This window comes from Tardiphaga sp. 813_E8_N1_3, assembly GCF_051811025.1.
Taxonomy (GTDB): Bacteria; Pseudomonadota; Alphaproteobacteria; order Rhizobiales; family Xanthobacteraceae; genus Tardiphaga.
In genome coordinates, this window is the sequence record NZ_JBPWQE010000001.1 from 5746710 (window position 1) to 5771233 (window position 24524).

The following is a 24524-nucleotide window of genomic DNA, read 5'->3' on the forward strand; positions in this document are numbered from 1 at the left end:
TCTCCAGTTCGGCCCGGCCGGTAGCGGCCGACGAGGTCGTGCCGCCTCTCAAGGCGACGAAAACAATTGCACACGGGAAATTCTCAACCAGCCGCGTAAACAACCGGTCTCTGCCGGCGCGGGGGAGTGCGCCAACGAGCGCCTAAAGAGGAAATCCGCTGAACAAAGTAAATGCCCGGAAAACAACACTCGCTCTAAATTGGCCGGCAGCGGCCATCTGCCCCTGACAATCGCGTGAGCGCAGCCAGATGCGATGCGTTGGAGGTCACTAGGCCAGCGTAAAGGCCTCATGGACGGCGGATTGTACCGCGCCGCCGAGGACAGCGCCGCCGCCAGCCACATAGATCCAGTCACCAATAACTGTGGCGCCGACCGCATGGCGCGGGGTCAGCATCGGCGCGTGGCTCTGCCAGGTGTCGGAGGCCGGATCGTAGCTTTCCATCTGTCCGTACACTTTGCCCTGGGTGAGCTGGCCGTTCTGTACCACGCCGGATTCGCCGCCCATGGCGAACAGCCGGTCGCGATACACGACAAGGCCATGGCCTGAACGGATCGTCGGCAGTGCAGCGCGCAGCTCCCATGTGTCGCGCTCGGGCAGATACACATGATGCAGATCGGTATTGTACTCGAACGTATTGAAACGCCCGCCGATCACATGGATCACGCCGCGCGTGGCGACGCAGCCGACATGGTCGCGCGCGCCGGGCAGTGCCTTGCGGGTCTCCCATTTGTCGGTCTTGGGATCATAGACTTCGTGCCAGCTGACACTGGCGCGCTCGGCCGCTGGCTCAGACGCGCCGCCGATCAGATGAATCTTACCGTTCAGCGCAACGGCAGCGCCGGCGCCACGTGGCCGCGGCAAAGGCGCGATATTGTCCCAGCGATTGGCAGTGACGTCGTAGGCATAGGCGTTCTGGTCCGAACCGCGGTTCTGCTGCATGAAGCCGCCGAGCGCGTAGACGCGGCCGGCATCGGCAGCGACCGAGACATGGTTGGCGCCGCGCGGCAGCGGCGCGGCGTCGAGCCACTGATCCGAAGCGGGATCGTAGACATGGTGATAGGGGCGGTCGACGCGGCCTTCGCCATAGCCGCCGACGATATGCATGCGATCGGCCCACGATGTCGCCCAGGCCATCTCGCTGCGCGGTAACGGCAGTGCAGCGCGCGATATCCACTTGCCCGGCGGTCCCTTTGGCGCGGGACTCTCAGTGACGCGCTGCGCTTCCTGCTCGGGCGTCATGTGATGCGGGACGCCGCCCTGCAGTTTGGCGTAGGGTTCTTTCGACGACGGGGCCGCGGGTAGTGCCGGATGACCGGCATGTTGTGCGCGGGCGGAAACTCCGCCCGCAACAACTGCAGCACTTCCCAACACGAATGACCGACGATCCACCACATCACTCCGTGTTTGCCGATAGATCGGGCGAGCGGTTACGCCCCCGGCTTCTTGTTCTGCCGATGCTCGACGAGGTCGGTGACCACGGCGGGGTCGGCCAGTGTCGATGTATCACCTAGAGATGACGGTTCATCCTCCGCGATCTTGCGCAGGATGCGGCGCATGATCTTGCCGGAGCGGGTCTTCGGCAGGCCCGGCGCGAACTGGATGAGGTCCGGCGAGGCGATCGGGCCGATGTCCTTGCGGACCCAGGCCACCAGCTCCTTGCGCAGCTCTTCCGTCGGCTCGACGCCATTCATCAGCGTGACATAAGCGTAGATGCCCTGGCCCTTGATGTCGTGGGGATAGCCGACCACGGCGGCCTCGGACACTTTCTCATGGGCAACCAGCGACGATTCCACTTCGGCGGTGCCCATGCGGTGGCCGGAGACGTTGATGACGTCATCGACCCGGCCGGTGATCCAGTAATAGCCGTCGGCATCCCGTCGGCAACCGTCGCCGGTGAAGTACTTGTTCTTGTAGGTCGAGAAGTAGGTCTGCTCGAAGCGCGCGTGATCGCCATAGACCGTTCGCATCTGGCCAGGCCACGACTTGGCAATGCAGAGATTGCCCGAAGTCTCGCCATCCAGCACTTTGCCATCGGCATCGACGATCTCCGGCACGACGCCAAAGAACGGCCGCGTGGCCGAGCCGGGCTTGAGCCTGGTCGCACCGGGCAGCGGCGTGATGAGAATGCCGCCTGTCTCGGTCTGCCACCAGGTATCGACGATCGGCGCACGCGCCTCGCCGACCACGTGATAGTACCACTCCCAGGCTTCCGGATTGATCGGTTCGCCGACCGATCCCAGCAATCGCAGGCTCTTGCGCGAGGTCTTCTTTACCGGCTCGTCGCCGGCCTGCATCAGCGCGCGGATTGCGGTTGGCGCGGTGTAGAAGATGTTGACCTTGTGCTTGTCGATGACTTCCCAGAAGCGCGACATCGACGGATAGTTCGGCACGCCTTCGAACATCAGCGTGGTCGCGCCGTTGGCCAGCGGCCCGTAGAGAATGTAGCTGTGACCGGTGACCCAGCCGACGTCGGCGGTGCACCAGTAGATGTCACCCTCATGATAGTCGAACACATATTGATGCGTCATCGACGCGAACAGCAGATAGCCGCCAGTGGTGTGCAGCACGCCCTTGGGCTGGCCGGTGGAGCCCGACGTGTAGAGGATGAACAGCGGATCCTCCGCATTCATCGGCTCGCAGGGGCATTCGGTGGTGACGACTTCGGCGGCTTCGCGGTACCAAAAGTCACGGGCGGGATCCATATTCACCGGTGTGCCGGTGTGCTTGACGACAACGACCCAGTCGACACCGCCGGCCTTGGCGACCGCGGCATCGACATTGTTCTTCAGCGGCACCTTCTTGCCGCCGCGCAGGCCTTCATCGGCGGTGATGATGATCTTCGACTGGCAGTCAGTGATGCGCTGCGCCAGCGAGTCCGGTGAGAAGCCGGCGAAGACGACAGAGTGGATCGCGCCGATACGCGCGCAGGCGAGCATCGCGTAAGCGGCTTCCGGAATCATTGGCAGATAAATCGTGACGCGGTCGCCTTTGCCGACATTGCGGTTGCGCAACACGTTGGCCATCTTGCAGACTTCGTCGTGCAGCTCCTGATAGCTGATGTGTTTCGACTGCGAGGGGTCGTCGCCTTCCCAGATGATCGCTGTCTGATTGGCGCGCTTCGGCAAATGCCGGTCGATGCAATTATAGGCGGCGTTCAATACGCCATCTTCGAACCACTTGATCGAGATCTTGCCTGGGGCAAAGGACGTGTTCTCGATCTTGGTGGGGGCGTGGCTCCAGTTGAGGCGCTTGGCCTGCTCGGCCCAGAAGCCGTTGGAATCGCTGATCGAGCGTGCATACATCGCGTTGTATTTCGCGTCATCGACGAAGGCGCGCGTCGTCCACTCAGCCGGTACGTCGTAAATCTTGTCGGACATCGTCCCCTCCACCACCACCGTGCGACCGCTGCGCGAATTCGCCGCCAGCCGGTTCTCGTTGCGCGCAATATGCGCCGGCGCGAGATAGCTGGACAAGCGGGGCCGGACTAGGCCTTTGGTCGGTCCGCAAGGTCGCAGCCCCGATCACGTTCGCGTTTTGACCGGCCCGGAAATTTCATCATAAAGCCAATTCGGATGCTGAACGGTAACCAGTAACCGAAATTGCGTGCCTGCGGACTCGCAATAGTTGCGGGAAGCCCCTAAATCGCCCTCGCAGGGACGGCCAAGCGGCCCGGAACCAAAAATCAACAAACGGCATTAGCAGAGACACAGGGCCGACGAGGCAGATAACACTATGATGGAACAGCAGAATTTCGCGCCTTCCCGGGCCGTTTCCGCCCGTTCCGTCGCGCGACCAGGCCGTATGGCCAAGCCAAGCCCCGCGAGTGTGGAGGTTTTGGCCCGTGAAATGGGCCTGAAGCTTGGAGATCAGTCTGAGCTGACGATCCGCCGGCTTAAGCGCGGAAAATCTTATTCCTTCGTCAGGGCCAACGGCACCCCGATCAAGCATATCGGCACGATCAAGCGGCTGAACTCCATGGCGGTGCCCCCGGCCTATGCCGAGGTTCGCTATGCCGTTGATCCTACGTCGCACTTGCAGGCCGTAGGCCGCGACGCGGCCGGCCGGCTGCAATACCGCTATCACTCGGACTGGGAGAAGGTCCGCGAGCAACGCAAGGCGCATCGGCTGGCGAAGCTGGTGGCGGCACTGCCGAAGATCCGCCGCAACGTCTCGGCGCTTCTGGCTGGCGACGAGCCGACGCGTGAGTTCGCGCTCGCCGCTGTCATCGAACTCGTCACGCGGACCGCGATCCGTGCCGGCAACGAGAGCTACATGAAGCTGTCGGGCACCCGCGGCGCCACTACGCTGATGAAGTCGAACGTGCAGCTCGAAGACGATTGCATCGTGCTCACCTTCAAGGCCAAGGGCGGCAAGGCAGTGCGCAAGGAGTCCAATGCGTCGAAGCTCGTCCGCGCGATTGGTATCCTGCACGACGTGCCGGGCAAACGCTTGTTCCAGTATCGCGACAATGCTGGCCGCATTCACAAGGTCAACACGGCAGCTGTGAACGCCTTCCTGCGCGATATCGCCGGCATCAAGATTTCACTGAAGGATTTCCGCACGTTGATGGCGTCGGCGACGGTGGCTGAAACCCTGTCACGAATCGAGCCGGCAGCCAGTGAGCGCGGACGCAGGAAGCAGGTGCTCGAAGCCGTGCGTTCGGCGGCGGACGAATTGCAGAACACGGCGGCGATCTGCCGCAAGAGCTATGTGCACGATACCATCGTCACGGCCTTCGAGGACGGCGTCCTCGCGCGCATCGCGGCGACGCAGACGGGCTATCGCTCGCAATCGAAGCGCGAGCAGCTTCTGGCGCAGGTGGTGGCAGAGGCGGGTTGAGTCAGGCGAGCGTCCACACCGCAGTGTTCTTGATCTCCGCATCTTCGAGATCACGTGTCACCGGCACCTTGTATTCGGTCAGCTTTCGCAATTTGTCCTTCGGCAGATAGCTGCGACCGGGATCGCCGATCAGCACCGTCGCACCACGCGCCGCTTGTTCTGAAAGAAATGCAAAGGCGCGCTCTGCGGTGTCGCGTTCATAGAAAATATCGCCTGCCAGAATTGTTTGTGCGGTCGGGACAGATGAGCCGCCGAGCAGATCGTCACCGCGAGCATTGATCGTAACGCCATTTTCAGCCGCGTTCAGTGCGATCGCCGTGCGCGCAAAGGCGTCGATGTCATAGGCGAAGACGCTGCTTGCCCCGGCTTTTATCGCGGCGATAGCCACAAGCCCCGATCCAGATGCGAGATCGATGGTGGTCCTTCCAGCAACATGTTCGGGATGATCGATAACGAAGCGCGCCAGCGCCTGTCCGCCGGCCCAAGCGAAAGCCCAGAACGGTGGCGGCAATCCGGCCTCGCCAAGTTCCTCTTCTGTCTTGCTCCACAGCGGCACGGCCTCGTCGGCCACGTACAACATGATTTCCGGCACCAGCGGCACCGGCAGCAGGCGTGTATTGGCACGAATGAATGCGACGGGGTCAGATATTGCAGTTGATTGGGCCGCGCCGTCGGCGCTCACAGCCCGCCCATTTTGCAGAGCAGCTTCCATTCCTCGGCAGTGATCGGCGGCACCGACAGGCGGGACTGCTTCAGGATCGCGACGTCAGCAAGCTTCGGCTCAGCCTTGATTGCCGCTAGCGACACCGGCTTTGGCAGGTCTTGCACGGCCTTGACGTCGACGCAGACCCAGGGCGTTCCCGGCTCGGCGGTGGGATCGGGATGATGCTCCCTGATGATCTCGGCGATACCCACGATCTCCTTGCCGATATTCGAATGATAGAAGAAGGCGCGGTCGCCCTTCTTCATCTTCATCATGTTCAGCTTGGCGGTGTGGTTACGGATACCGGTCCATTCGGTGCCCTTGGCACCGGCCTTTTTCTGCTCGTCCCACGACCAGGCGTCGGGCTCCGATTTGATCAGCCAATAGGCCATGCCTGCTATCCTTTATAGTCTGATATCGATGGGCGTCCCCGGTGCGACCCGTGCCCAGATGTCGTCAATTTCGCGATTTGTCACGGCGACGCAACCATCCGTCCAGTCGCGGAGTAAATGGAGCTTGCCGAGCCAGCTCATGCCGTTGCGCAGGCCGTGGATCATAATGTCGCCGCCCGGCGCCACGCCTTGCTGCCGCGCGCGCTCGCTGTCTTCAGTATTCGGATAGGAGACATGGAGCGCGAGGTGAAAGCGGCTGCGGCCGTTCTTGGAATCGATGACGTAGCGTCCTTGGGGCGTGCGCCCGTCGCCTTCACGCGTCTTGTGGCCGGCCGGCGTGGAGCCCAGCGACACCGGATAGGTCGCGAGCACGGTGCCGCCGCGCGATAGCGTCAGCGTGCGGGCACTCTTGTCGACGGTGATGAGATCGGCTCGCTCTTCTGCCGCGACCAGTTCGGGAAGTCGGCGATTGAGCTGCAGGAAGTCCCAACCGACGAAAAATGCACCCGCTGACAGCAGGAGCATCGCAGCGGCCAGCACATAGTTCCGAACCGACAGACTCATCCTTCTGCCTTGAACGGCCGCGTCAGCAGGCCATCGATTGCCTGATCGATGGTTGCCTGGCCTGCCAGAATTGCCGCCACGGCTTTTGCCACCGGCATATCGACGCCCTTCGATGCCGCAAGCTCGATCAGCACCGGCGCCGTGAACTCACCTTCGGCGAGTTTGCCGCGCGCCGGCTGCTCGCCGCGGCCGAGTGCCACGCCGAGTGAAAAATTGCGCGACTGTGCGCTCGAACAGCTCAGGATCAGATCGCCCAATCCTGACAGGCCCGACAGCGTCTCGGTGCGCGCGCCACATGCGATGCCTAGTCGCAGTAATTCGCTGAAGCCGCGCGTGGTGAGTGCTGCGAGGGCCGAGGCGCCCAGTTCCTTGCCGGCGACGATGCCTGCGGCAATCGCCAATACGTTCTTCGCTGCGCCGCCGATCTCGACGCCGCGCACATCGGTGGAGTGATAGGGACGGAACGTCGCCGAACCCAGGGCCTGCACGAGTGCGACGGCAATATCCTCGTCGGCGCAAGCGAGCGTCACGGCCGTGGGCAAGCCAGCTGCGACATCGTCAGCGAAATTCGGCCCCGACAGAATGGCAGGGATCGCATGCGGTGCGACGTCGACGATGACCTCCGTCATGAATTTATGACTGCCGCGCTCAATGCCTTTGGCGCAGGCGACCACCGGAACGCCTGCCGGCAATAGCGGCGCGAGCGCGGCCAATGCCTCGCGCAACTGCTGCGAGGGGACCGCGAGCAGAATGGTATCGGCACGTGCGGCCAGCGAAAGATCGGCGGTGACGAAGACAGAGTCATCGATGGCAGCGCCGGGCAATCGCGGATTGGCGCGAGACACTTGCATTAGTTCGGCGGCTGCAGTTGAGCGCGCATAAAGTACGGTTTCGCGGCCGGCGCGCGCGGCGACATCGGCCAATGCGGTGCCATAGGCCCCAGCGCCGATCACCGCCACTGAATTGAAGTCGGCCATAGTGAGCTCTTCAGTAAGCCGCGCGGGATTTGGAATGACCTGCTGGCGCCTTCGCGTCGGCATCGAGCAGCCAGCGCGCGCGGGGCGGCGCTTCCATCGTGTCGGTGAGTCCTAGCGCAAGACGCTCTGCGCCGGCCCAGGCGATCATCGCGCCATTGTCGGTGCACAGTGCCGGCGGCGGGATGATCAGCGTGGTCTGCGCTTTTGCGGCGACGGTCTGCAGCGCGCCACGTATGGCCTGATTGGAGGCGACACCGCCGGCCGCCACCAGTGCATGCGGCGGGCCGAATTGATCCTCGAACAGTCTGAGGCCGACGCTCAATCGATCCGCCGTCGATTCCAGCGCCGCCGCCTGGAAACTGGCGCAGAGATCCGCGATGTCCTGTTCTTCCAGCGGAATGAGACGGCTTGCCTCGTTCCGGACCGCAGTCTTGAGACCGGAGAGCGAAAAATTCGCATCGGGCCGGCCGAGCATCGGCCGCGGAAAGGCAAAGCGCTTGGGATCGCCGCCCGATGCGGCGCGTTCCACCTGCGGGCCGCCGGGATAGGGCAGGCCGAGCATCTTGGCGACCTTGTCGAAGGCTTCGCCCATGGCGTCATCGACGGTGGTGCCGAGTCGGACATAGTGGCCGACGCCGAGCACTGCCACGATCTGGGTATGGCCGCCGGAAACGAGAAACAGGCAATACGGAAACGCCAGCGAAGTGGTCAGCCGAGGCGTCAGCGCATGGGCTTCAAGATGGTTCACGGCCACCAGGGGGGTGTCATGCACCATCGCGATAGCTTTGGCGGTGGTGAGACCCACAATGACGCCGCCGATCAGGCCGGGCCCGGCCGCCGCCGCAACGCCGCTTAGCTGGGCAAAATTGACGTCGGCATCCTTCATGGCGCGGCCGACAATGCCGTCGAGCAGGTCGATATGGGCGCGCGCGGCGATCTCCGGCACCACGCCGCCATAGGGCGCGTGGTCGCCGATTTGCGAATGCACGATATTGGACAGGATCTTGCCGCTGCCGTCGGGTTGGCGTTCGATGACGGCGGCCGCGGTCTCATCGCAGGTCGTCTCGATTCCCAGCACCAGCATCGGTTGGTCGGTCGTCACTATCGGTCCTTGCTAAATCAGCTAAATCCGGGCTTTTCCTGTCCCCGGCGTAGCATTGCGGGGTCGCAAGGTGCAATCACTCGATGCCCTGTGTGGCGTGCGAGACCCCCGAAACCGGACCTCAGATATGGCTATTCTCGTTACTCGCCCGCAGCCGGACAATACCAGCACCGCTGCGGCCTTGCGCGCGCGGGGCTTCGAGGTGCTGGCGGCGCCGATGCTGCGCTTCGAGAAAGTGATGCTGTCCATCGATGGCGATGCAGATTTTGGCGCGGTGGTCGTGACGTCGGCCAACGCACTGCGCGCACTTGCCGATCAGCCGGCGCAGGCGGGCCTGCTTCGCCTGCCGCTGTTCGCGGTCGGCGACCGGACCGCAGAGGCCGCGCGCAATCTCGGCTTTGCCAAGGTCATATCCGCCGAAGCTGACGCTGCGGCGCTGCGGGACCTATTGATGGAGAGCAGCAAGAACAAGCTGCTGAACAAGAATCGCCCGCTCCTTTATCTGGCGGGCGCCGATTTGGCGCGGGATCTCGCCGGCGAACTCGGTGCGCGTGGTTTCACGGTGGTGACACAGACCATCTACCGGATGATGCCGGTTGCCGATCTGCCACATGATGTTTCCGCGGCCTTCGTGGCCGGTAAGGTCGAGGCCGTGCTGCATTATTCGCGGCGGAGCGCCCGGGCATTCTTTCAGGCGGCTGGGCTTTCAGGGGTCGAAATCGCCGCCCTCGCAGTTCCACATTATTGCCTTTCGGCTGCGGTCGGCGCGATTGCGCACGATGCCGGAGCGAGCCAGGTCGTGGTGGCGCAGACTCCGGACGAAAATGCCCTGTTCGCGGCGCTGGACCGTGCCATCGTGCCATTATCGCGTTAAGACTGCTGTGACCAAATCCCGATAGGGATCGGGCATGTCACGAGGGAACCGACGCGATGGCCGACGATAGCGATACAGGATCGTCTCCGGATGCCGGTCGGCCCAAACGCCCGCCGCCAACCATCGAACTGACGGCTGCTGACGTCACCGAGCACCCGGCTGCTGCGGAATCTACGGCACCGGAAACACCATCGGAGTCCATCGATACCGCGCCGTCGGACATGCCGCCGTCCGAGCCCGCCGCGGAGGCTGCGACTGAAAAGCAGGCGGCCATCTCACCTGCGCGTGCACCTGTCCTGGTTCCCGCCGCCGTTGGCGCGGTTGCCGGTGCGCTTGTCGCCGGAATTGCATGGTTCGGCCTGAGCGGCATTGCTTCGAGCGACAAGGCAGATGTCGATTCGCTGACCTCTCGCATTGCGCAGATCGAAGCGCGCCCGGTCGCTACTCCGGATACGGGGCTGGCAACGCGGATCGATACGCTTGAGAAATCCATCGCGGGATTGCGCGGCGATCTCACTGCCGCGAAGACGCAATCGGATCGTGTCGTCGCCGATATCAATCAACTCAAATCCGCGCCGCGTACCGCGACCGGTGTGGTCGATCTCGGGCCGATCAATGAGCGGCTCGGGCAGATCGAACGTGCAGCCGGCGAGCTGAAGTCTTCTGCCGCCCAACAGAATACCAAACCTGTCGATGACACGGCCTTGCGTCGTGTCGTTGCGGCATCACTGCTCGATACGTCGGTGCGTCAAGGTGAGCCCTTTGCGGCGGCGCTTGCGGCGGTCAAACCGCTTGCCGGCAATGCCAATCAATTGAAGCCACTCGACGCGTTTGCAACGACGGGTGTGCCGAATGCAGCCGCGCTCAGCCGCGAACTGCTTGTATTGCTGCCGAAGCTGACACCGGCTCCGACGGAGGCACCTGCCGCAGGCACAGGTCTTATGGATCGCCTGCAGGCCAGCGCCGCCAGGCTGGTCCGTCTTGAGCGTACCAACGCTCCCGGTGCAGGTAACAACAGCGGTACGATCTCACGCGTCGCTGTTGCTGCACGCAGCAACGACATCGCTACGGCCAAGCGTGAGTTGCACACGCTGTCTGCTGCCGATCGCGCGGCGGTTCAGACCTGGCTCGACAAGGTTGATGCGCGCGATGCAGCGCTCGCGGCTTCACGACAATTCGCAGCCGACGCGATGGCGGCGCTCTCCAAACCGGCGCCATAGGAATCCGATGTTTCGTATCATTCTGTTCCTCGTGTTGATCGCGCTGGCTGCAGCGGGCGCGGCTTGGGTGGCTGACCAGCCCGGCGATGTTGTGTTGTCGTGGGGCAACTGGCGTGCCGCGCCGTCGTTGCCTGTATTCGTACTGGTGCTCGGCCTCATCGTCGTCGCGGCGATGCTGGCATGGTCACTCCTGCGTGGCTTGTGGCGCGCGCCTGAGCAGATGCGCCGTCGCCGCCATGAAAAGCGTCAGGCGCGCGGACGTCAGGCCATCACGCATGGTCTGCTGGCGATCGGGCAGGGCGATGGCCACGCCGCGCGGCGTCATGCCGATATCGCCAAGCGTTTGACGGCTGACGATCCGCTCGCTCTGTTGCTGCATGCTCAATCTGCCCAGCTCGATGGCGATCGCGCCGGTGCGCATCGTGCGTTTCAGGCGATGGCCGAGCGTGGCGATACGCGATTGTTGGGTCTGCGCGGTCTGTTCATCGAGGCGCAGCGCAGCGACGATCCCGTCGCCGCCGTGACGATTGCCGAAGAAGCGCTGAAATTATCGCCGGCATCGACATGGGCGTCGCAAGCCGTTCTTGGCTTCCGCTGCGCGCAGAGCGATTGGACCGGCGCGCTGAAAATCCTCGACAACAATTTTGCCTCTGGCCTGATCGATCGCGCGGCGTTTCGTCGGCAGCGCGGCGTGCTGCTCACCGCGCGTGCGCTGGAGCTTGAGACACAAGATCGCGATCTGTCCCGCGACAGCGTGACCGAGGCGATCAAGCTTGCGCCAACTTTGGTGCCAGCCGCCGTTCTCGCCAGCCGATTCCAGAGCGAGGCGCATCAGACCCGCCGGGCGATGAAGATCATCGAGACAGCGTGGCTGGCGCAGCCGCATCCGGATCTCGCCGATGCCTATGCCCATGTGAAGCTCGGCGATTCCGCGCGCCAGCGGCTGGTGCGTGTCGAGACGTTAGCGTCGAAAGCGCCAGGCCATATCGAAGGCGCACTGGCGATCGCCCGCGCGGCCATCGATGCCGCCGAATTCACGCGCGCTCGCGACGCACTGGCGCCGTTCACGACCGACTCCACCCAGCGCGTCGCGATGCTGATGGCTGAAATCGAACGTACCGAACATGGCGACAGCGGCCGCGCTCGCGCCTGGACATTGCGTGCCGTGCGCGCCTTGCATGATCCGGTCTGGACCGCGGACGGCTATGTGTCCGATCGCTGGCGGCCGGTTTCGCCGGTCACCGGACGGATCGATGCGTTCCAGTGGCAGACGCCGCTGGCCGCGCTGCCGTCGGACAGGGCCTCAACCATTGAGACCGAGATTTTGCGCGAGACCGTCCTAGCCCCGCCGCCCGCGATGCCCAAACCCGTGGTGCCCGTGCCCGCCGAGGTCACACCTGTCGCGTCGGCTCAGGACCTCGCGGTGGAACCTGAGGGGCCAGCACAGCCCGAACCGGTGGCCGATGCCGCGCCCGAGCACGCCGAGGCGCCGCCGCCGCTCCCGAAGCCGGCCCCCGCGCCGCCACCGCTGTTCCGCGACCGCAGCGATATCGCCAGCGCCGCGAAGCCCGCCGTGGCCATTCCGGCCGTCATTCCCATCGTCAGGCCTCCGGACGATCCCGGCGTGGACGAGGCCGACGATTGTCGCGATGAATTCGCCGAACTGAATGCCGGCCAGCAACAGGGCGGTTGGCGCGGCTTTCTGCGCCGTTGGGGCGGCTGACACCCCCTGATTCAGGCCGAAATGGCCGGTTTCGGCGCGTGGTTCGCCTGGATTTTCGGTAGGCAGATTCGCCCCGGCTTCTTGCAAAGCGGAGCCCCGGGCGATATCAGATGCCCAGCGTTTTCGGCCGAAAAGCCGAATCGCCGCTTGGTTCGCCGCAATAGCTCAGTTGGTAGAGCACGTCATTCGTAATGACGGGGTCACAGGTTCGAGTCCTGTTTGCGGCACCATTTGCGCTTCGGCGCCATACCTCTCAGTCAACAATCAGCCGCAGCTTTGGTGCCTTACGTGGCGGTTGCCGGCATTTCCAGGTCGGCCCAGATTTTGGCGAAATAGGCCTGGAAGGCAGCGTCGGTGCGCAGCGCCACGGGATCGCGGCCTGCTTTGGGCAGATCGATGACGTGAAGCGCTCGCACGGTCGCCGGGCGTGCGCTCAGCACCAGAACGCGGTCGGCCATCGCGATGGCTTCGCCGATGTCGTGGGTGACCAGAATGGCGCTCTTGCCGTTTTCGGCGATGATGCGTGACACGTCGGCCTGCAGCAGCAGGCGGGTCTGAAAATCCAGCGCCGAGAACGGCTCATCCAGCAGGATCACCTGTGGGTCGAATGCCAGCGTGCGCATGATGGCCACGCGCTGGCGCATGCCGCCTGACAGGGTTGCCGGCTTGGCATGTTCGAAGCCGGCGAGGCCGTAGGCGCGGATCAGTTTTGTGGCGATCTCGCGCGACGTCTGACGCGGCGCACCGCGCACCTCCAATCCGAGCATCACATTGTCGATGACGGAACGCCACGGCAGCAGTAGATCCTTCTGGAGCATATAGCCGACATGCCCTGCGGCATCGTCGACGCGGATGCCCCCGACCTCGACATGCCCCCGTGTTGGCTTCAGCAGGCCGGCGATGACATTGAACAATGTGGACTTGCCGCAACCGGATGGGCCGACAATGGCCAGAGTTTCGCCCTGCCGCAATTCAAAGCTGACGTCGCGAATAGCCTCGACAAACTGCTTGCCGCTTCCGAACGATGCGCCGACCTGCTCAGCCTTGAGCACAGCGGATGTGGACGACGTCGTTGCGACTTGCGTCATGACGTTCATGCATCCACCTCGCTGCAGAAGCCGAGCAGCATGTCATTGAAAGCATCGGGGGTCACGGCGGTGAAGGCATGGGCGCCCCATTCCACCTCGCGAACGCGCGCGCCGGGAATGGCGGCGGCCAGTTGTTGCGAGAGATAGGCCGGTACCAGGCTGTCGTCCCGCGAGGAGGCTAGCAGTGTCGGCGTTGTAATGGTCGCAAGGGCTTCGCCGGGGTCGAAGGCGAGAAACATATCGATGCGCGCATTCATCGTGGCCGCTGTCGGGAAGTGCGCGAGGATGCGCTCTTCTTCCGCGTCGAGCTGCGCGACGTTGTCGGAAATCCATTGTGGCGGATACAGAAACAGCGGCTGTGCCCGTACATAGGCTTTCGGGCCGGACTGGTTCAGGATCTGTTTGCGGACTTCGAAGCAACGTCGCAGGAATGGATCGGCCCGGCCCCAGCCGTTTACCACCACCAGACTGCGCAAGCGCGCGGGGGCGCGCAGGGCAAGTTCAATTCCGACGATGCCGCCGATGGCGTGGCCCACCACATGCGCATTGCTGACGCCGGCATGGTCGAGCACATGCGCAATGTCGTCGGCCATGCCGGCGATCGATCGCGGTGGTGCGCTGTTAGTAGCACTACGGCCGGTGCCGACGTGGTCGTAGAGGATGACCTGGTGGTGCTGCGCGAGTGCTGCGACCTGCGGCGTCCAGAACGATCCGCTGCCGCCCATGCCGGCCGACATGAGGATCGCCGTTCCGTGTCCATGAGTTTCGTAAAAGATGTCGGCGTCACCGCCGCTTGCATAGGGCATGGTTGGTCTTGCGGGTTCGAGCGATAAAAAGTCAGAAGCGCAGGCGGCGTTCGAGAATGTCGATCGCGCCGTACATCAGCAGCGCCACTGCCATGAGCGCAGCGATGCCGACCCAGACGGCATTCAAATCGTAGAGCACGCCGGCGTAGTAGATCATGTAGCCGAGACCCTCTTTCGAGGCGATGTATTCGCCGACCACTGCGCCGATCAGCGCGAAGCCGACATTGAGACGGAAGGCAGATACGATCCACGGCATGGCGCCCGGAATGACCACCGTTCGCCAGGTCTTCCAGCGGCTGGCGCCGAGCGAGCGCATCAATTTGATCAGGTCGCTATCGACTTCCTTGGCGCCTTGCTGCGCGGTGATGACCGCGACGATGAAGGTGATGATAGCGGCGATGGCGATCTTCGATGAGATGCCGATTCCGAACCAAACGATAATCAAGGGCGCGAGCGCGATCTTCGGCAAGCCGTTGAGAGCGATGAGATAGGGGCGCAGCACCGCTGCGCTGGTTGGAAACAGCCAGAGGAGTAGACCAACGGCACTGCCGGCGATGGTGCCGATCAGGAATCCGGCGACGGCTTCCCAGGCAGTCAGTGCGGCATCGCGCAGGAGTTCGCCGTTGGCGATCAGAATAGAGGCCTTGGCGAAGATGCCGCTTGGCCTTCCGTAGAGATAGACAGCGATCCATTTGAAACTGATCGCAATTTCCCAAGCTGCAAGTAACAGGGCCAGCAGTGCCACCTGCAGCAGCGCGATCCGCAACACCGGCGGCATCAGGCGTCGCTCGGCATTGACCTGGCTGGCTTCGATGGTCGTCACATCAAGCTCGTTTGTGTGCGATCGACGCGATCTCGACGAGACAATCCGGTTTCACCAATCCGCACTGGATGCAGTAGCGGGCCGGCTTCTCGCCGGGAAAGTATTCGGCATAGACCTTATTGACGGCGCCGTAATTGGCCCAATCGGTGACGAAGATGGAGTTGAAGGTGACATCGGCCATAGTGGCGCCCGCGGCAGTCAGCACGCTTTTGATCGTCTCAAGGATGTGTCGCGTCTGCGCCGCCGCATCGCCGACATGAACGACGTCGTTATTCTTGTCGAAGGCCAGCGTGCCGGATACATAGATCACGCCGTCGGCCATCATGCCGGGCGAGTAAGGTGCGAGCGGCGGATGAGTGCCGGGCGGAATAATCGCGCGATCTGTCATGGGATCCTCAGGCTTTCGTGGATGGTTCGGTCTGCGCGAATGCGCGGCGGAAATCGGCTGTGCTGGAAACCCAGCCGAAGAAGGTTTCGATGTTGAAGACGGCTGCCTTCTGGACGTAGTCGGGACCGGCCTGATGCGTGGCGTCTTCGAGCATCACGCCGAAATATTCGAGATGGAAGCCGTCGCGCAGGGTCGATTCCACGCAGACATTGGTGGCAACGCCGCAGAACACCAGGTTGCGGATGCCGCGCGCGCGCAGGATGCTGTCGAACTGGCTATTGAAGAAACCGCTGTAGCGCGGTTTCGGCACCACGATATCGCCCGGCTGTGGCTGGAGTTCATCAACGAGTGCATAGTCCCAACCACCCTTGGCGAGCAGGCTGCCTTGTAATTCCGGGCGTGCGCGCATGGTCTTGAGTGCGTTCGATTTGTGCCAGTTCGGGGATCCCGGACCGCCGGCCTCGACATAGTCGGCGTCCCAGCCGTTCTGGAAGTAGATCACGGTGACGCCTGCCTCGCGCGCGACCTCCAGCGTCTCCTTGACGGCCACGATCGCTGCCTTGGCGCCGGTCACGTCGAAGCCTGCGAGATCCAGATAGCCGTTCGGCGACGCGTAGGCGTTCTGCATGTCGACGACGATGACTGCGGTCTCCTCGACCGCGAGCCGCAATGGCTCGGGGCGTGCAGGCAAGGTGACGTAGCGCCGTTCAGGCGGAAAGCTGGTTGAAACCGACATCACGCCAATCCGAATTCCTTGGTCGCTTTCTCGGCGAAGCGATTGTCGACCATCTGCGTATACGGAAGCGTCGTCGAGACGGCGCCGCCGCCCTGTTCGAGCAACATCGCGCGATCCCATTCCTCGGCGGAGATGGTCGGGTTTTTCGGGATCGCCGTCTTGCTGCCGAAGAAATTCTTCGTCGCATTGCCGACCACCGAGGGCGAGACTTTCGGGAAGTACTTCTCGGCCACTTCAGTGAAGACCGCATTGTTCTCGTGCATCATCTTCTGCGCCTCGGCGATGGCGTTACAGAAGCCTTGCACCGTCTCCGGGTTGGAGGCGATCACGTCTTCGGTGGCCATGGCCGTTGTGAAACATAGCGGACCAAGCAGATCGGCGAATGATAGCGACGGTACGAGGCCAAACTGTTCGGCGCCGATGCTGATGTCCCATTCGAATGCGGTGGCGATGTCGGCACGGCCATCCTTGACGGCTGCGGCCTGGGCGCCCGGTGGCAATTCCAGGAAGGTGACGCCCGCTTCCTTGGGGTCGAATTTGCCGACCGTCTTCATGGCGTAGGTCGGGACCTGGATCGTCGAGGACGGAAATTTCAGCGTCGCGATGGTCTTGCCGCGGAGATCGTCGATGGTGGTGATCTTGGTGTCCGGGCGGGTCATTCCCCACATCGACACGCCGCCGACGATCTTGGCGATATTCTTGATCTTGCCTCCTTCGCGCGTGGCGTTGACGGACATGCCAGGGCTGGTGACGCCGATCTGGCCGCGGCCGGACAGCAGGATTGGTACCGGCAGTGCGATGCCGCCGGCGGTCGACAGGTCGGTGTCGAGGCCATGTTTGGCGAACAAGCCCTTATCGGCGGCGACGTAGAGCGAGGCATACATGCCGAGCCGGATGGCTTCGGACACCAGAACCTTGCGGCCGGCGGCAAAGGCCGGGCCTCCCAGGCCTGCAAACGGTGCTGCTGTGGCGCCGATGAGCGAATATTTGAGTAGGTTGCGCCTGTCGATCATGCCTCTGTCCCTCGCCGCCATTGCCGATGTCAGATGGTGCGCTGCATAGTTTTTAGCCGCAGCGTTTCGTCGCATAAAATTCTTGCACTCGTTAATTTCATTAACAAGTCGGGAAAAACAGATATATTTATCTGTAATGCTTATGAATATCGACCTTCGGCAACTCCGTGCCTTCGTCGAGGTGGTTCAGGCTGGCAGCTTCAGCCGGGCCGCGCGAAAACTTGGTGTCTCCCAATCCGCCCTGAGCCAGGCCGTTCGCCAGCTTGAGGACGAGTTGCAGGTCCGGCTGCTGGACCGGACAACGCGCAGCGTCCAGCTCAGCAAGGTCGGTGTCGAATTCCTGCCGGGGATCCAGCGCCTGCTGGCGGATCTCGATCACCAAATTCAGGATCTACGCGATCTGCGCGAGCACCGCCGCGGCCATGTTACGGTGGCCTGCGTGCCGTCAGTGGCGTTGCGTCTGATGCCGGTGGTGTTGGCGAACTTTCAGCGCGAATATCCCATGGTGAGCGTGACGCTCAAGGAAGTGTCACGGCATCAGATCATTGCCGGGCTGCGCAGCGGCGACGCCGAGCTCGGCATCGCCAATGTGCCGGGCGAGGATGCGGATCTTGACGCGACGAAGCTGCTGACGGACCGTTTTGCGCTGGTGATGCGGCGAGATCATCAGCTGGCGTCACAAAGCACCGTGAACTGGATGGACGGCGTCGCTGCAGGCATGGTCGCAATGGCGACCGGAACCGGCATCCGGCTGGAAATGGAACGCGGCCTGCAGGAACTGGGGCGCAGCAGCCCGCTGCATGAGGCCGAACACCCGGCGACCCTGCTTGCCATGGTCGAAGCCGGCGTCGGCGTGGCGCCGTTGCCAGGTCTGGCGTTGCCAGCGACGGACCACCCCGTGCTGACCTTCCGCAGGCTGCTCGATCCGGTCATCGAGCGCGATCTCTATCTGATCCGCCGCGTCGGGCGTGACCTGTCGCCGGCCGGTCGCGCGCTTTACCGCGGCATCCAGCTCGTGGCGCAATCAATCCGCGAGCGCACCGCCGCCGGGTGGTAGCGAACACGCTTTGACCTTGCTCCCATGAGTCCCTATTTTGGGATGAATAGTCCTCTTCCGCTAATTTGAGCCCCTTATGACCGCCTCGCTGAAAGCCATCGACGGATCGGCAGATTTGCCTGTCCTGATGAACGACCTCGCCCGGAGTGCCCGTGCGGCGGCGCGTGCGTTGGCGGTGGCTCCAACGGAGCAAAAGAACCGGGCGCTTGAAGCGATGGAACGCGCGATCCGCGCCGGTGCGCCGGCGATTCTGACGGCCAATGCCGAGGATGTCGCCGAGGTGCGCGCCAATGGCGCCACATCGGCCTTTATCGATCGGCTGACCCTGACCGAGGCGCGCGTGCACGCGATGGCGGATGGCATCCGGGTCATCCATGACATCGCCGATCCCGTCGGCGCCGTCACCGAAAGCTGGCAGCGGCCGAATGGCATGACTATCGAACGCGTGCGCGTACCGCTCGGCGTCGTTGCGGTGATTTTCGAGAGCCGTCCGAATGTTGCGGCGGATGCCGGCGTGCTGTGCCTGAAGTCCGGCAATGCCGTGATCCTGCGCGGCGGTTCGGACAGTTTCCGCTCTTGCCGCGCGATTCACGAATGTCTGGTGCAGGGTCTGCGCGAAGCCGGTCTGCCCGAAGCTGCGATTACGCTGGTGCCGACGCGCGATCGTGCGGCGGTCGGATTGCTGCTCACCGGCCTCAATGGTGGTGTCGATGTGATCGTGCCGCGCGGCGGCAAGAGCCTGGTCGCGCGCGTCGAGGCCGAAGCGCGCGTGCCGGTGTTCGCCCATCTCGAAGGCGTTAATCACACCTATGTCGATCACGCCGCCAAGCTCGATATGGCGAAGTCGATCGTGTTGAATGCGAAGATGCGCCGTCCGGGTGTCTGCGGTGCGACGGAAACACTGCTGATCGACCATGCGGTGGCGGGCACGCATCTCAAGCCGCTCGTGGAAATGCTGATCGATGCCGGCTGCGAGGTGCGCGGCGACGCCGCTGTGCAGCAGGCCGATGCGCGCGTAAAGCCTGCAACGGACGAGGATTGGGACACCGAATACGAGGATGCGATCATTTCGGCCAGGATCGTCGATGGTGTGGACGGCGCGCTCGCGCATATTCGCGATCACGGCTCGCACCATACCGATGCGATCGTGACCGAGGACGCCGCGGTGGCCACGAAGTTTCTCAACGAAGTAGATTCGGCGATCGTACTGCATAACGCATCGACGCAGTTCGCGGACGGCGGCGAGTTCGGCTTCGGCGCGGAAATCGGAATCGCGACTGGCAAATTCCATGCACGCGGCCCGGTCGGCGCCGAGCAGCTCACCAGTTTCAAGTATCGCATTCACGGCACCGGACAGACCCGGCCGTGATGATGTGCGCGTGGGCGCGTGGAGACTGAATTGGAGTCGCATTCAGTCCCGCCGGCGCAGGGCATACCGCCACATAGTCCCGGCATGCGGATCGGCCTGCTCGGCGGGTCGTTCAATCCGCCGCATGCCGCACATCGCGCCATCAGCCTGTTCGCGATGAAGCGGCTGCAACTTGATCGCGTCTGGTGGCTGGTGTCGCCGGGCAATCCGCTGAAGGATCAACGCAATTTGCACGATCTCGCCGAGCGCGCGGCTGCTGCGAAGGCGATGGCCGATCATCCGCGCATCGATATCACCTGTCTCGAGAGTGTCATCGGTACGCGCTATACTGTCGACACCATCAGCTACCTCCGACGTCGATGTTCGCAAGCACGATTTGTCTGGATCATGGGTGCCGACAATCTCGCCCAGTTTCACCGCTGGGAGAGCTGGCAGGTGATTGCCGGGGAGGTACCCTTTGCGGTCATCGACCGACCGCCGCAGAGCTTCCAGGGACTGGCATCGACTGCAGCCCAGGCCCTCGGCCGTTACCGGATACCGGAGCAGGATGCTGGGTCATTGGCCGACCTGAAGCCCCCCGCGTGGGTATTTTTGACCGGTTTGAAGCTGAATCTGTCCTCTACCCGGCTGCGGAACCCGGATGGCAGCTGGAAGACGTAATTCCACAACACTCGCCCGATAAGTGCTATAGGGCGGGCGCTGGAATATTGAATCCGGCATTCCCACATGCATACTTGATCTCACCGGGCGCCGGATTCGGCGTCCCAATACAGTGAAAGGAATGGTCCTCTGGCCACTTCTGTATTGTCCAAGACGGGCGCCAAGAAAGCCTCGTCCAAGGCCGCTTCCACGAAAACGGCCGCATCGCCCAAGAAACCCGCTTCGGTAAAGAAGAGTGCCGCGCCTGGAAAGGCTGCCGCGTCCAAAGCCGCAAAGCCGAAGGTCGCAACCAAGCCTGCTGCCACGAAGCCCGTTGCCGCCAAGTCTGTTGGTGCAAAATCTTCTGCCGCAAAGGCCGCGCCGAAGGCTGTCATTCCGAAGAAGGTTGCTGCGTCCAAGGCGCAGAAATCAGCAACGGTGCGCGACAGCGCGGCCGAAACCCTCAAACTCGTTCTCGCTCGTCTTGACGACATGAAGGCCGAGGAAACGGTGACCATCGACCTGCGCGGCAAGTCGGCCTTCTCCGATTACATGGTCGTGACCACCGGTCGGTCGAATCGCCATGTTGGCGCGGTGGCCGAAAATGTCGCGAAGGGTCTCAAGGAGGCCGGCCAGAAGAAGCTGCATGTCGAAGGCCTGACCAATTGCGATTGGGTGCTGATCGATACCGGCGAAGTCATCCTGCATGTCTTCCGGCCTGAAGTTCGCGAATTCTACAATCTGGAACGTTTGTGGACGCAGAGCCCGTCGGATGAAGCGCGGATCGGTCTGAAGGCTGTTTAAGCCACGGGCATTCGGCAACGGCGCGACGCGTGCTAGTCTGCGCCGATGCATCTTCTTGTGATTTCCATAGGCAAGCTCAAGCAGGGTCCTGAGCGAGAACTCGCGGAACGGTACCGTGATCGCTTTGACGATATCGGCCGCAAGCTCGGCTTTCGTGGCCTTACCATTCATGAAATTTCGGAAAGCCGCGCACGCGATGCGGCGACCCGGATCAATGAGGAAGCCGCGGCGATTTCGGCGCTGATTCCGGAAAAGGCTGTATTAGTAGCGCTTGACGAGCGCGGCAGCAGTGTCGACAGCGCCAGTTTCGCTCGTCATATCGGAAAATGGCGGGACGAATCGGTACCACATAATGTTTTTGTCATCGGCGGGGCGGACGGACTTTCGCCCGAATTGCGGCGCAAAGCCAAACTGAGCATTGCATTCGGCTCGGCGACCTGGCCGCATCAAATGGTTCGCGTCATGCTTCTGGAACAAATTTACCGGGCCGCCACAATTCTGGCTGGCCACCCGTATCACCGCGTTTAGCTCACGGTGTTTAGCTTAACGCGTTTGAAAGAAGGCGCTGTCGAAACCACGATGCTGTCACCGCGGTCCATTCCATTTGAACACGACGCCGTTCACCGCGGGATGTCGAGCTCATCGTCGTTGTCGATGATTGTACTATCAGCAACTCTTATACCCGCGACTGTTGCAGGTTTTCTTGCAGGTTTGATGACGACCTCGGTCCGGGCGCAAACCGCTACGCCAATCCAGCAGGCCAATGCGCCATCGCCTGATATCATTCGGCAGCGCGAGCAAGAGCTCGAAGCGATCCGCGCGCAGCAGAAGAGTGCCGCAGAGCTGCAGACGAAACTGAAAGCCGATATCGCGGCGATCGGACAGGATCGCGGCAAGCTCAATCAGCAGCTCATCGATGTCGCCGCCCGCGTCCGCGGCGTCGAAGCCCGCATCGACGACGCCGAAGCGCGTTTGCGTCCGCTGGATGCGCGCGAGCAGCAAATTCGCGGTACGCTGGAATCGCGCCGCGGCGAGATCGTCGAAGTGTTATCGGCCTTGCAGCGCGCGGGCCGCCGCGCGCCGCCTGCTTTGCTCGTGCGTCCCGAGGATGCTTTGAAGTCGTTGCGCACTGCGATGCTACTTGGCTCCGTCGTGCCCGACATGCGCGTGCGCGCCGAGAAGCTGGTGGCTGACCTCAGCGAACTCGTGAACCTGCGCAAGGCGATCTCGACGGAGCGCGATCAGCTTGCAGGGGATCGCGACAAGCTCAAGGAAGACCAGACGCGCCTCGCGTCCTTCACCGAGGAGCGCCAGAAGCAACAGTCGGCTGCGGAAAAGGACATGGAAGCGGAAGCCGCGCGTGCGCTGACGTTGTCCCGTCAGGTCGACAGTTTGCAGGGCCTGATCGCGAAGATGGAGCAGGACTCCAAGGCCGCAGCGAAGGCAGCAGCCACCGCCAATCTGCAAGGCACGCCGGCGGCGCTCAGCAATGGCAAGCCGAATATCGGTGCCTTCAAGGACCCCGGCAGGCTCAGCCCTGCGGTCGCCTTTGCTTCGGCAAAGGGCATGCTCGCACTTCCGATCAACGGGGTTAAAATTCGCAATTTCGGCGGTTCCGATGGCGTTGGTGGCGTCGAAAAAGGCATTTCACTGGCCGCGCGGGCCGGTGCGCAGGTCACAACACCGTGTGACGGGTGGGTTGTTTATTCCGGTCCGTTCCGTAGCTATGGACAACTCTTGATCCTCAACGCTGGGGGCGGGTATCATGTCTTGATCGCCGGGATGGAGCGTATTTCGGTGAACATTGGTCAGTTCGTCCTTACCGGGGAACCGATCGCTGTCATGGGATCAACATCCCGGGTAGCATCCGTCCTTGCGGCCAATGCCAGCCAGCCTGTGCTTTATATCGAGTTCCGTAAGGACGGGACTCCCATTGATCCAGGCCCATGGTGGGCCGCTAACGAAGGCGAAAAGGTTCGCGGATGATGCGCAAGACTTCCATAATTCTGCTGAGTGCTGCCACTGGCGCCGCCTTGACGCTCTTCGTGACTCAGCCACGCGCCGTGTTCATGGGCACCAGTGCCCGCGCAGCGACCTCGGATACCTACCGCCAGCTCAACCTGTTCGGCGACGTGTTTGAGCGCGTCCGCAGCGACTATGTCGAGAAGCCCGACGACAGCAAGCTGGTCGAATCGGCGATCTCGGGCATGCTCACCGGCCTCGATCCGCATTCCAGCTACATGGACGCCAAGAGCTTCCGCGACATGCAGGTGCAGACCCGCGGTGAGTTCGGTGGCCTCGGCATTGAAGTCACCATGGAAGACGGCCTGATCAAGGTGGTGTCGCCGATCGATGATACCCCGGCATCGAAGGCCGGCATCATGGCCAACGACATCATCACCAGCCTCGATGAAGAAGCCGTGCAGGGTCTCACCCTGAACCAGGCCGTCGAGAAGATGCGCGGTCCGGTCAATACCAAAATCAAGCTGAAGATCATCCGTAAGGGCCAGGACAATCCGCTCGATGTCACCCTCGTGCGTGACAACATCCGTGTTCGCTCGGTGCGTGCTCGCGTTGAAAGCGACGATATCGCTTACATCCGCATCACGACCTTCAACGAGCAGACCACCGAAGGCCTGAAGCGCGAGATCGCGGCTCAGACCGCGGCGATCGGTGCTGACAAGGTCAAGGGTTACATCATCGACCTCCGTAACAATCCAGGCGGTCTGCTCGAAGAAGCTGTCACCGTTTCCGACGCATTCCTCGAGCGCGGCGAGATCGTCTCGACCCGCGGTCGTAACGCTGAGGAAACCCAGCGTCGCACGGCACATGCTGGCGATCTGACCAAGGGCAAGCCGGTGGTCGTGCTGATCAATGGCGGTTCGGCTTCGGCATCGGAAATCGTCGCTGGCGCGTTGCAGGATCACAAGCGTGCGACCACGATCGGTACGCGCTCGTTCGGTAAGGGCTCGGTGCAGACCATCATCCCGCTGGGCTCCGGCAACGGTGCGCTGCGTCTGACCACGGCGCGTTACTTCACGCCGTCGGGCAAGTCGATCCAGGCCAAGGGCATCGTCCCGGACATCGAAATCGTGCAGGACGTGCCGGACGAGTTGAAGTCCCGCGACATCAAGGGCGAGGCTTCGCTCCGTGGCCATCTGAAGAACGATGGCGATGAGAAGACCGGTTCGCAGTCCTACGTGCCGCCGGATGCCAAGAATGATAAGGCGCTGAAGGCCGCTGCCGATTTGCTCCATGGCATCAAGGTGACGTCGAACGCAATCATCACGCCGCCGCCGGGAGCCGCTGCTGCCGCGGACAAGCCGGCAGACGACAAGCCGGCCGCCAAGCCGAACTGATTGGCGAGTACGCATCAATTCTGCGGAAAGGGCGGCCTTCGGGTCGC

General features: G+C 62.7%; 24 protein-coding genes and 1 tRNA gene. 12 read left to right on the plus strand and 13 right to left on the minus strand.

What is annotated here, in order from left to right:
* Positions 1 to 268: 268 nt before the first annotated feature.
* Both AB8A33_RS27210 and acs read right to left on the minus strand, forming a co-directional pair.
* Positions 269 to 1390 carry a Kelch repeat-containing protein gene (locus tag AB8A33_RS27210; RefSeq protein ID WP_439095616.1) on the minus strand — a complete coding sequence of 374 codons (1122 nt, stop codon included), beginning with the start codon at positions 1388 to 1390 and terminating at the stop codon, positions 269 to 271.
* Positions 1391 to 1428: 38 nt separating this feature from the next.
* Positions 1429 to 3378, minus strand: a complete 1950-nt coding sequence (gene acs / locus AB8A33_RS27215; protein ID WP_439096075.1) for an acetate--CoA ligase — start codon at positions 3376 to 3378, stop codon at positions 1429 to 1431.
* 355 nt (positions 3379 to 3733) lie between these two features.
* On the opposite strand from acs, the gene AB8A33_RS27220 reads away from it, so the two are divergent.
* The gene (locus tag AB8A33_RS27220) at positions 3734 to 4840 is read left to right on the plus strand and encodes a DNA topoisomerase IB (protein WP_439095617.1); all 1107 of its coding nucleotides are present in this window, start codon (positions 3734 to 3736) and stop codon (positions 4838 to 4840) included.
* Between the two features lies 1 nt (position 4841).
* Here the strand turns inward: AB8A33_RS27220 and AB8A33_RS27225 are convergent, their stop codons facing one another.
* The 5 genes from AB8A33_RS27225 to tsaD are packed head-to-tail and all read right to left on the minus strand — an operon-like array spanning position 4842 to position 8560.
* Positions 4842 to 5552, minus strand: coding sequence for a class I SAM-dependent methyltransferase (locus AB8A33_RS27225; protein ID WP_439095618.1), 711 nt, complete (start codon positions 5550 to 5552; stop codon positions 4842 to 4844).
* Positions 5519 to 5935: an EVE domain-containing protein gene (locus AB8A33_RS27230; RefSeq protein WP_115033147.1), complete on the minus strand. Its 417-nt coding sequence runs from the start codon at positions 5933 to 5935 to the stop codon at positions 5519 to 5521. The genes AB8A33_RS27225 and AB8A33_RS27230 overlap by 34 nt, the downstream gene beginning before the upstream one ends.
* A gap of 12 nt (positions 5936 to 5947) precedes the next feature.
* Positions 5948 to 6499, minus strand: coding sequence for a L,D-transpeptidase family protein (locus AB8A33_RS27235; RefSeq protein ID WP_439095619.1), 552 nt, complete (start codon positions 6497 to 6499; stop codon positions 5948 to 5950).
* The gene (locus AB8A33_RS27240; protein WP_439095620.1) at positions 6496 to 7476 is read right to left on the minus strand and encodes an NAD(P)H-dependent glycerol-3-phosphate dehydrogenase; all 981 of its coding nucleotides are present in this window, start codon (positions 7474 to 7476) and stop codon (positions 6496 to 6498) included. Before AB8A33_RS27240 ends, AB8A33_RS27235 begins: the two co-directional genes overlap by 4 nt.
* Positions 7477 to 7486: 10 nt before the next feature.
* Entirely contained in the window at positions 7487 to 8560 is a 1074-nt protein-coding gene (tsaD, locus tag AB8A33_RS27245) for a tRNA (adenosine(37)-N6)-threonylcarbamoyltransferase complex transferase subunit TsaD (protein WP_439096076.1), read from the minus strand.
* A 145-nt stretch (positions 8561 to 8705) separates the two neighbouring features.
* Between tsaD and AB8A33_RS27250 the strand changes: the two genes are divergently transcribed.
* The 4 genes from AB8A33_RS27250 (at position 8706) to AB8A33_RS27265 (ending at position 12625) form a co-directional block, all read left to right on the plus strand.
* Complete coding sequence (locus tag AB8A33_RS27250) at positions 8706 to 9452, plus strand: uroporphyrinogen-III synthase (protein WP_439095621.1); 747 nt, start codon at positions 8706 to 8708, stop codon at positions 9450 to 9452.
* A 56-nt stretch (positions 9453 to 9508) separates the two neighbouring features.
* Positions 9509 to 10672, plus strand: a complete 1164-nt coding sequence (locus AB8A33_RS27255) for a COG4223 family protein (protein ID WP_439095622.1) — start codon at positions 9509 to 9511, stop codon at positions 10670 to 10672.
* Positions 10673 to 10679: 7 nt separating this feature from the next.
* Complete coding sequence (locus tag AB8A33_RS27260; protein WP_439095623.1) at positions 10680 to 12395, plus strand: heme biosynthesis protein HemY; 1716 nt, start codon at positions 10680 to 10682, stop codon at positions 12393 to 12395.
* Between the two features lie 154 nt (positions 12396 to 12549).
* Positions 12550 to 12625, plus strand: a tRNA-Thr gene (locus AB8A33_RS27265).
* A 54-nt stretch (positions 12626 to 12679) separates the two neighbouring features.
* Here AB8A33_RS27265 and AB8A33_RS27270 read toward each other — a convergent pair.
* Genes AB8A33_RS27270 through AB8A33_RS27295 form a run of 6 tightly spaced genes read right to left on the minus strand, consistent with a single transcriptional unit; the run spans position 12680 to position 17249 of the window.
* On the minus strand, positions 12680 to 13483 hold the full coding sequence (locus AB8A33_RS27270) for an ABC transporter ATP-binding protein (protein ID WP_439095624.1): 804 nt from the start codon (positions 13481 to 13483) through the stop codon (positions 12680 to 12682).
* 5 nt (positions 13484 to 13488) lie between these two features.
* Positions 13489 to 14289, minus strand: coding sequence for a pyrimidine utilization protein D (gene rutD, locus AB8A33_RS27275; protein ID WP_439095625.1), 801 nt, complete (start codon positions 14287 to 14289; stop codon positions 13489 to 13491).
* 31 nt (positions 14290 to 14320) lie between these two features.
* Positions 14321 to 15112 carry an ABC transporter permease gene (locus AB8A33_RS27280; RefSeq protein WP_439095626.1) on the minus strand — a complete coding sequence of 264 codons (792 nt, stop codon included), beginning with the start codon at positions 15110 to 15112 and terminating at the stop codon, positions 14321 to 14323.
* 1 nt (position 15113) lies between these two features.
* Positions 15114 to 15500, minus strand: a complete 387-nt coding sequence (gene rutC, locus AB8A33_RS27285; RefSeq protein WP_093757765.1) for a pyrimidine utilization protein C — start codon at positions 15498 to 15500, stop codon at positions 15114 to 15116.
* A 7-nt stretch (positions 15501 to 15507) separates the two neighbouring features.
* Positions 15508 to 16236 carry a pyrimidine utilization protein B gene (gene rutB / locus AB8A33_RS27290; protein WP_439087158.1) on the minus strand — a complete coding sequence of 243 codons (729 nt, stop codon included), beginning with the start codon at positions 16234 to 16236 and terminating at the stop codon, positions 15508 to 15510.
* Positions 16236 to 17249: an ABC transporter substrate-binding protein gene (locus tag AB8A33_RS27295; RefSeq protein WP_439095627.1), complete on the minus strand. Its 1014-nt coding sequence runs from the start codon at positions 17247 to 17249 to the stop codon at positions 16236 to 16238. Before AB8A33_RS27295 ends, rutB begins: the two co-directional genes overlap by 1 nt.
* A gap of 82 nt (positions 17250 to 17331) precedes the next feature.
* Here AB8A33_RS27295 and AB8A33_RS27300 point away from each other — a divergent pair, with 82 nt between their 5' ends.
* The 7 genes from AB8A33_RS27300 (at position 17332) to AB8A33_RS27330 (ending at position 24477) form a co-directional block, all read left to right on the plus strand.
* Positions 17332 to 18306, plus strand: a complete 975-nt coding sequence (locus tag AB8A33_RS27300; RefSeq protein WP_439095628.1) for a LysR family transcriptional regulator — start codon at positions 17332 to 17334, stop codon at positions 18304 to 18306.
* Between the two features lie 76 nt (positions 18307 to 18382).
* Positions 18383 to 19675: a glutamate-5-semialdehyde dehydrogenase gene (locus tag AB8A33_RS27305; protein ID WP_439095629.1), complete on the plus strand. Its 1293-nt coding sequence runs from the start codon at positions 18383 to 18385 to the stop codon at positions 19673 to 19675.
* Positions 19676 to 19705: 30 nt separating this feature from the next.
* Positions 19706 to 20335, plus strand: a complete 630-nt coding sequence (locus AB8A33_RS27310; RefSeq protein ID WP_439095630.1) for a nicotinate-nucleotide adenylyltransferase — start codon at positions 19706 to 19708, stop codon at positions 20333 to 20335.
* Positions 20336 to 20752: 417 nt separating this feature from the next.
* Complete coding sequence (gene rsfS / locus AB8A33_RS27315; RefSeq protein ID WP_439096077.1) at positions 20753 to 21118, plus strand: ribosome silencing factor; 366 nt, start codon at positions 20753 to 20755, stop codon at positions 21116 to 21118.
* A 45-nt stretch (positions 21119 to 21163) separates the two neighbouring features.
* On the plus strand, positions 21164 to 21646 hold the full coding sequence (gene rlmH / locus AB8A33_RS27320; RefSeq protein WP_439095631.1) for a 23S rRNA (pseudouridine(1915)-N(3))-methyltransferase RlmH: 483 nt from the start codon (positions 21164 to 21166) through the stop codon (positions 21644 to 21646).
* A 126-nt stretch (positions 21647 to 21772) separates the two neighbouring features.
* Positions 21773 to 23104, plus strand: a complete 1332-nt coding sequence (locus AB8A33_RS27325; protein ID WP_439096078.1) for a murein hydrolase activator EnvC family protein — start codon at positions 21773 to 21775, stop codon at positions 23102 to 23104.
* Entirely contained in the window at positions 23101 to 24477 is a 1377-nt protein-coding gene (locus AB8A33_RS27330; RefSeq protein ID WP_089263233.1) for a S41 family peptidase, read from the plus strand. The genes AB8A33_RS27325 and AB8A33_RS27330 overlap by 4 nt, the downstream gene beginning before the upstream one ends.
* The last annotated feature ends 47 nt before the right edge of the window (positions 24478 to 24524 follow it).

Coding starts and splice junctions, on each gene's coding strand:
- acs (WP_439096075.1), bottom strand. CDS start 3,378: ATGTCCGACAAGATTTACGACGTACCGGCTGAGTGGACGACGCGCGCC.
- AB8A33_RS27220 (WP_439095617.1), top strand. CDS start 3,734: ATGATGGAACAGCAGAATTTCGCGCCTTCCCGGGCCGTTTCCGCCCGT.
- AB8A33_RS27225 (WP_439095618.1), bottom strand. CDS start 5,552: ATGGAAGCTGCTCTGCAAAATGGGCGGGCTGTGAGCGCCGACGGCGCG.
- AB8A33_RS27230 (WP_115033147.1), bottom strand. CDS start 5,935: ATGGCCTATTGGCTGATCAAATCGGAGCCCGACGCCTGGTCGTGGGAC.
- AB8A33_RS27235 (WP_439095619.1), bottom strand. CDS start 6,499: ATGAGTCTGTCGGTTCGGAACTATGTGCTGGCCGCTGCGATGCTCCTG.
- AB8A33_RS27240 (WP_439095620.1), bottom strand. CDS start 7,476: ATGGCCGACTTCAATTCAGTGGCGGTGATCGGCGCTGGGGCCTATGGC.
- tsaD (WP_439096076.1), bottom strand. CDS start 8,560: ATGCTGGTGCTGGGAATCGAGACGACCTGCGATGAGACCGCGGCCGCC.
- AB8A33_RS27250 (WP_439095621.1), top strand. CDS start 8,706: ATGGCTATTCTCGTTACTCGCCCGCAGCCGGACAATACCAGCACCGCT.
- AB8A33_RS27255 (WP_439095622.1), top strand. CDS start 9,509: ATGGCCGACGATAGCGATACAGGATCGTCTCCGGATGCCGGTCGGCCC.
- AB8A33_RS27260 (WP_439095623.1), top strand. CDS start 10,680: ATGTTTCGTATCATTCTGTTCCTCGTGTTGATCGCGCTGGCTGCAGCG.
- AB8A33_RS27270 (WP_439095624.1), bottom strand. CDS start 13,483: ATGACGCAAGTCGCAACGACGTCGTCCACATCCGCTGTGCTCAAGGCT.
- rutD (WP_439095625.1), bottom strand. CDS start 14,289: ATGCCCTATGCAAGCGGCGGTGACGCCGACATCTTTTACGAAACTCAT.
- rutC (WP_093757765.1), bottom strand. CDS start 15,500: ATGACAGATCGCGCGATTATTCCGCCCGGCACTCATCCGCCGCTCGCA.
- rutB (WP_439087158.1), bottom strand. CDS start 16,236: ATGTCGGTTTCAACCAGCTTTCCGCCTGAACGGCGCTACGTCACCTTG.
- AB8A33_RS27295 (WP_439095627.1), bottom strand. CDS start 17,249: ATGATCGACAGGCGCAACCTACTCAAATATTCGCTCATCGGCGCCACA.
- AB8A33_RS27305 (WP_439095629.1), top strand. CDS start 18,383: ATGACCGCCTCGCTGAAAGCCATCGACGGATCGGCAGATTTGCCTGTC.
- rlmH (WP_439095631.1), top strand. CDS start 21,164: ATGCATCTTCTTGTGATTTCCATAGGCAAGCTCAAGCAGGGTCCTGAG.
- AB8A33_RS27325 (WP_439096078.1), top strand. CDS start 21,773: ATGATTGTACTATCAGCAACTCTTATACCCGCGACTGTTGCAGGTTTT.
- AB8A33_RS27330 (WP_089263233.1), top strand. CDS start 23,101: ATGATGCGCAAGACTTCCATAATTCTGCTGAGTGCTGCCACTGGCGCC.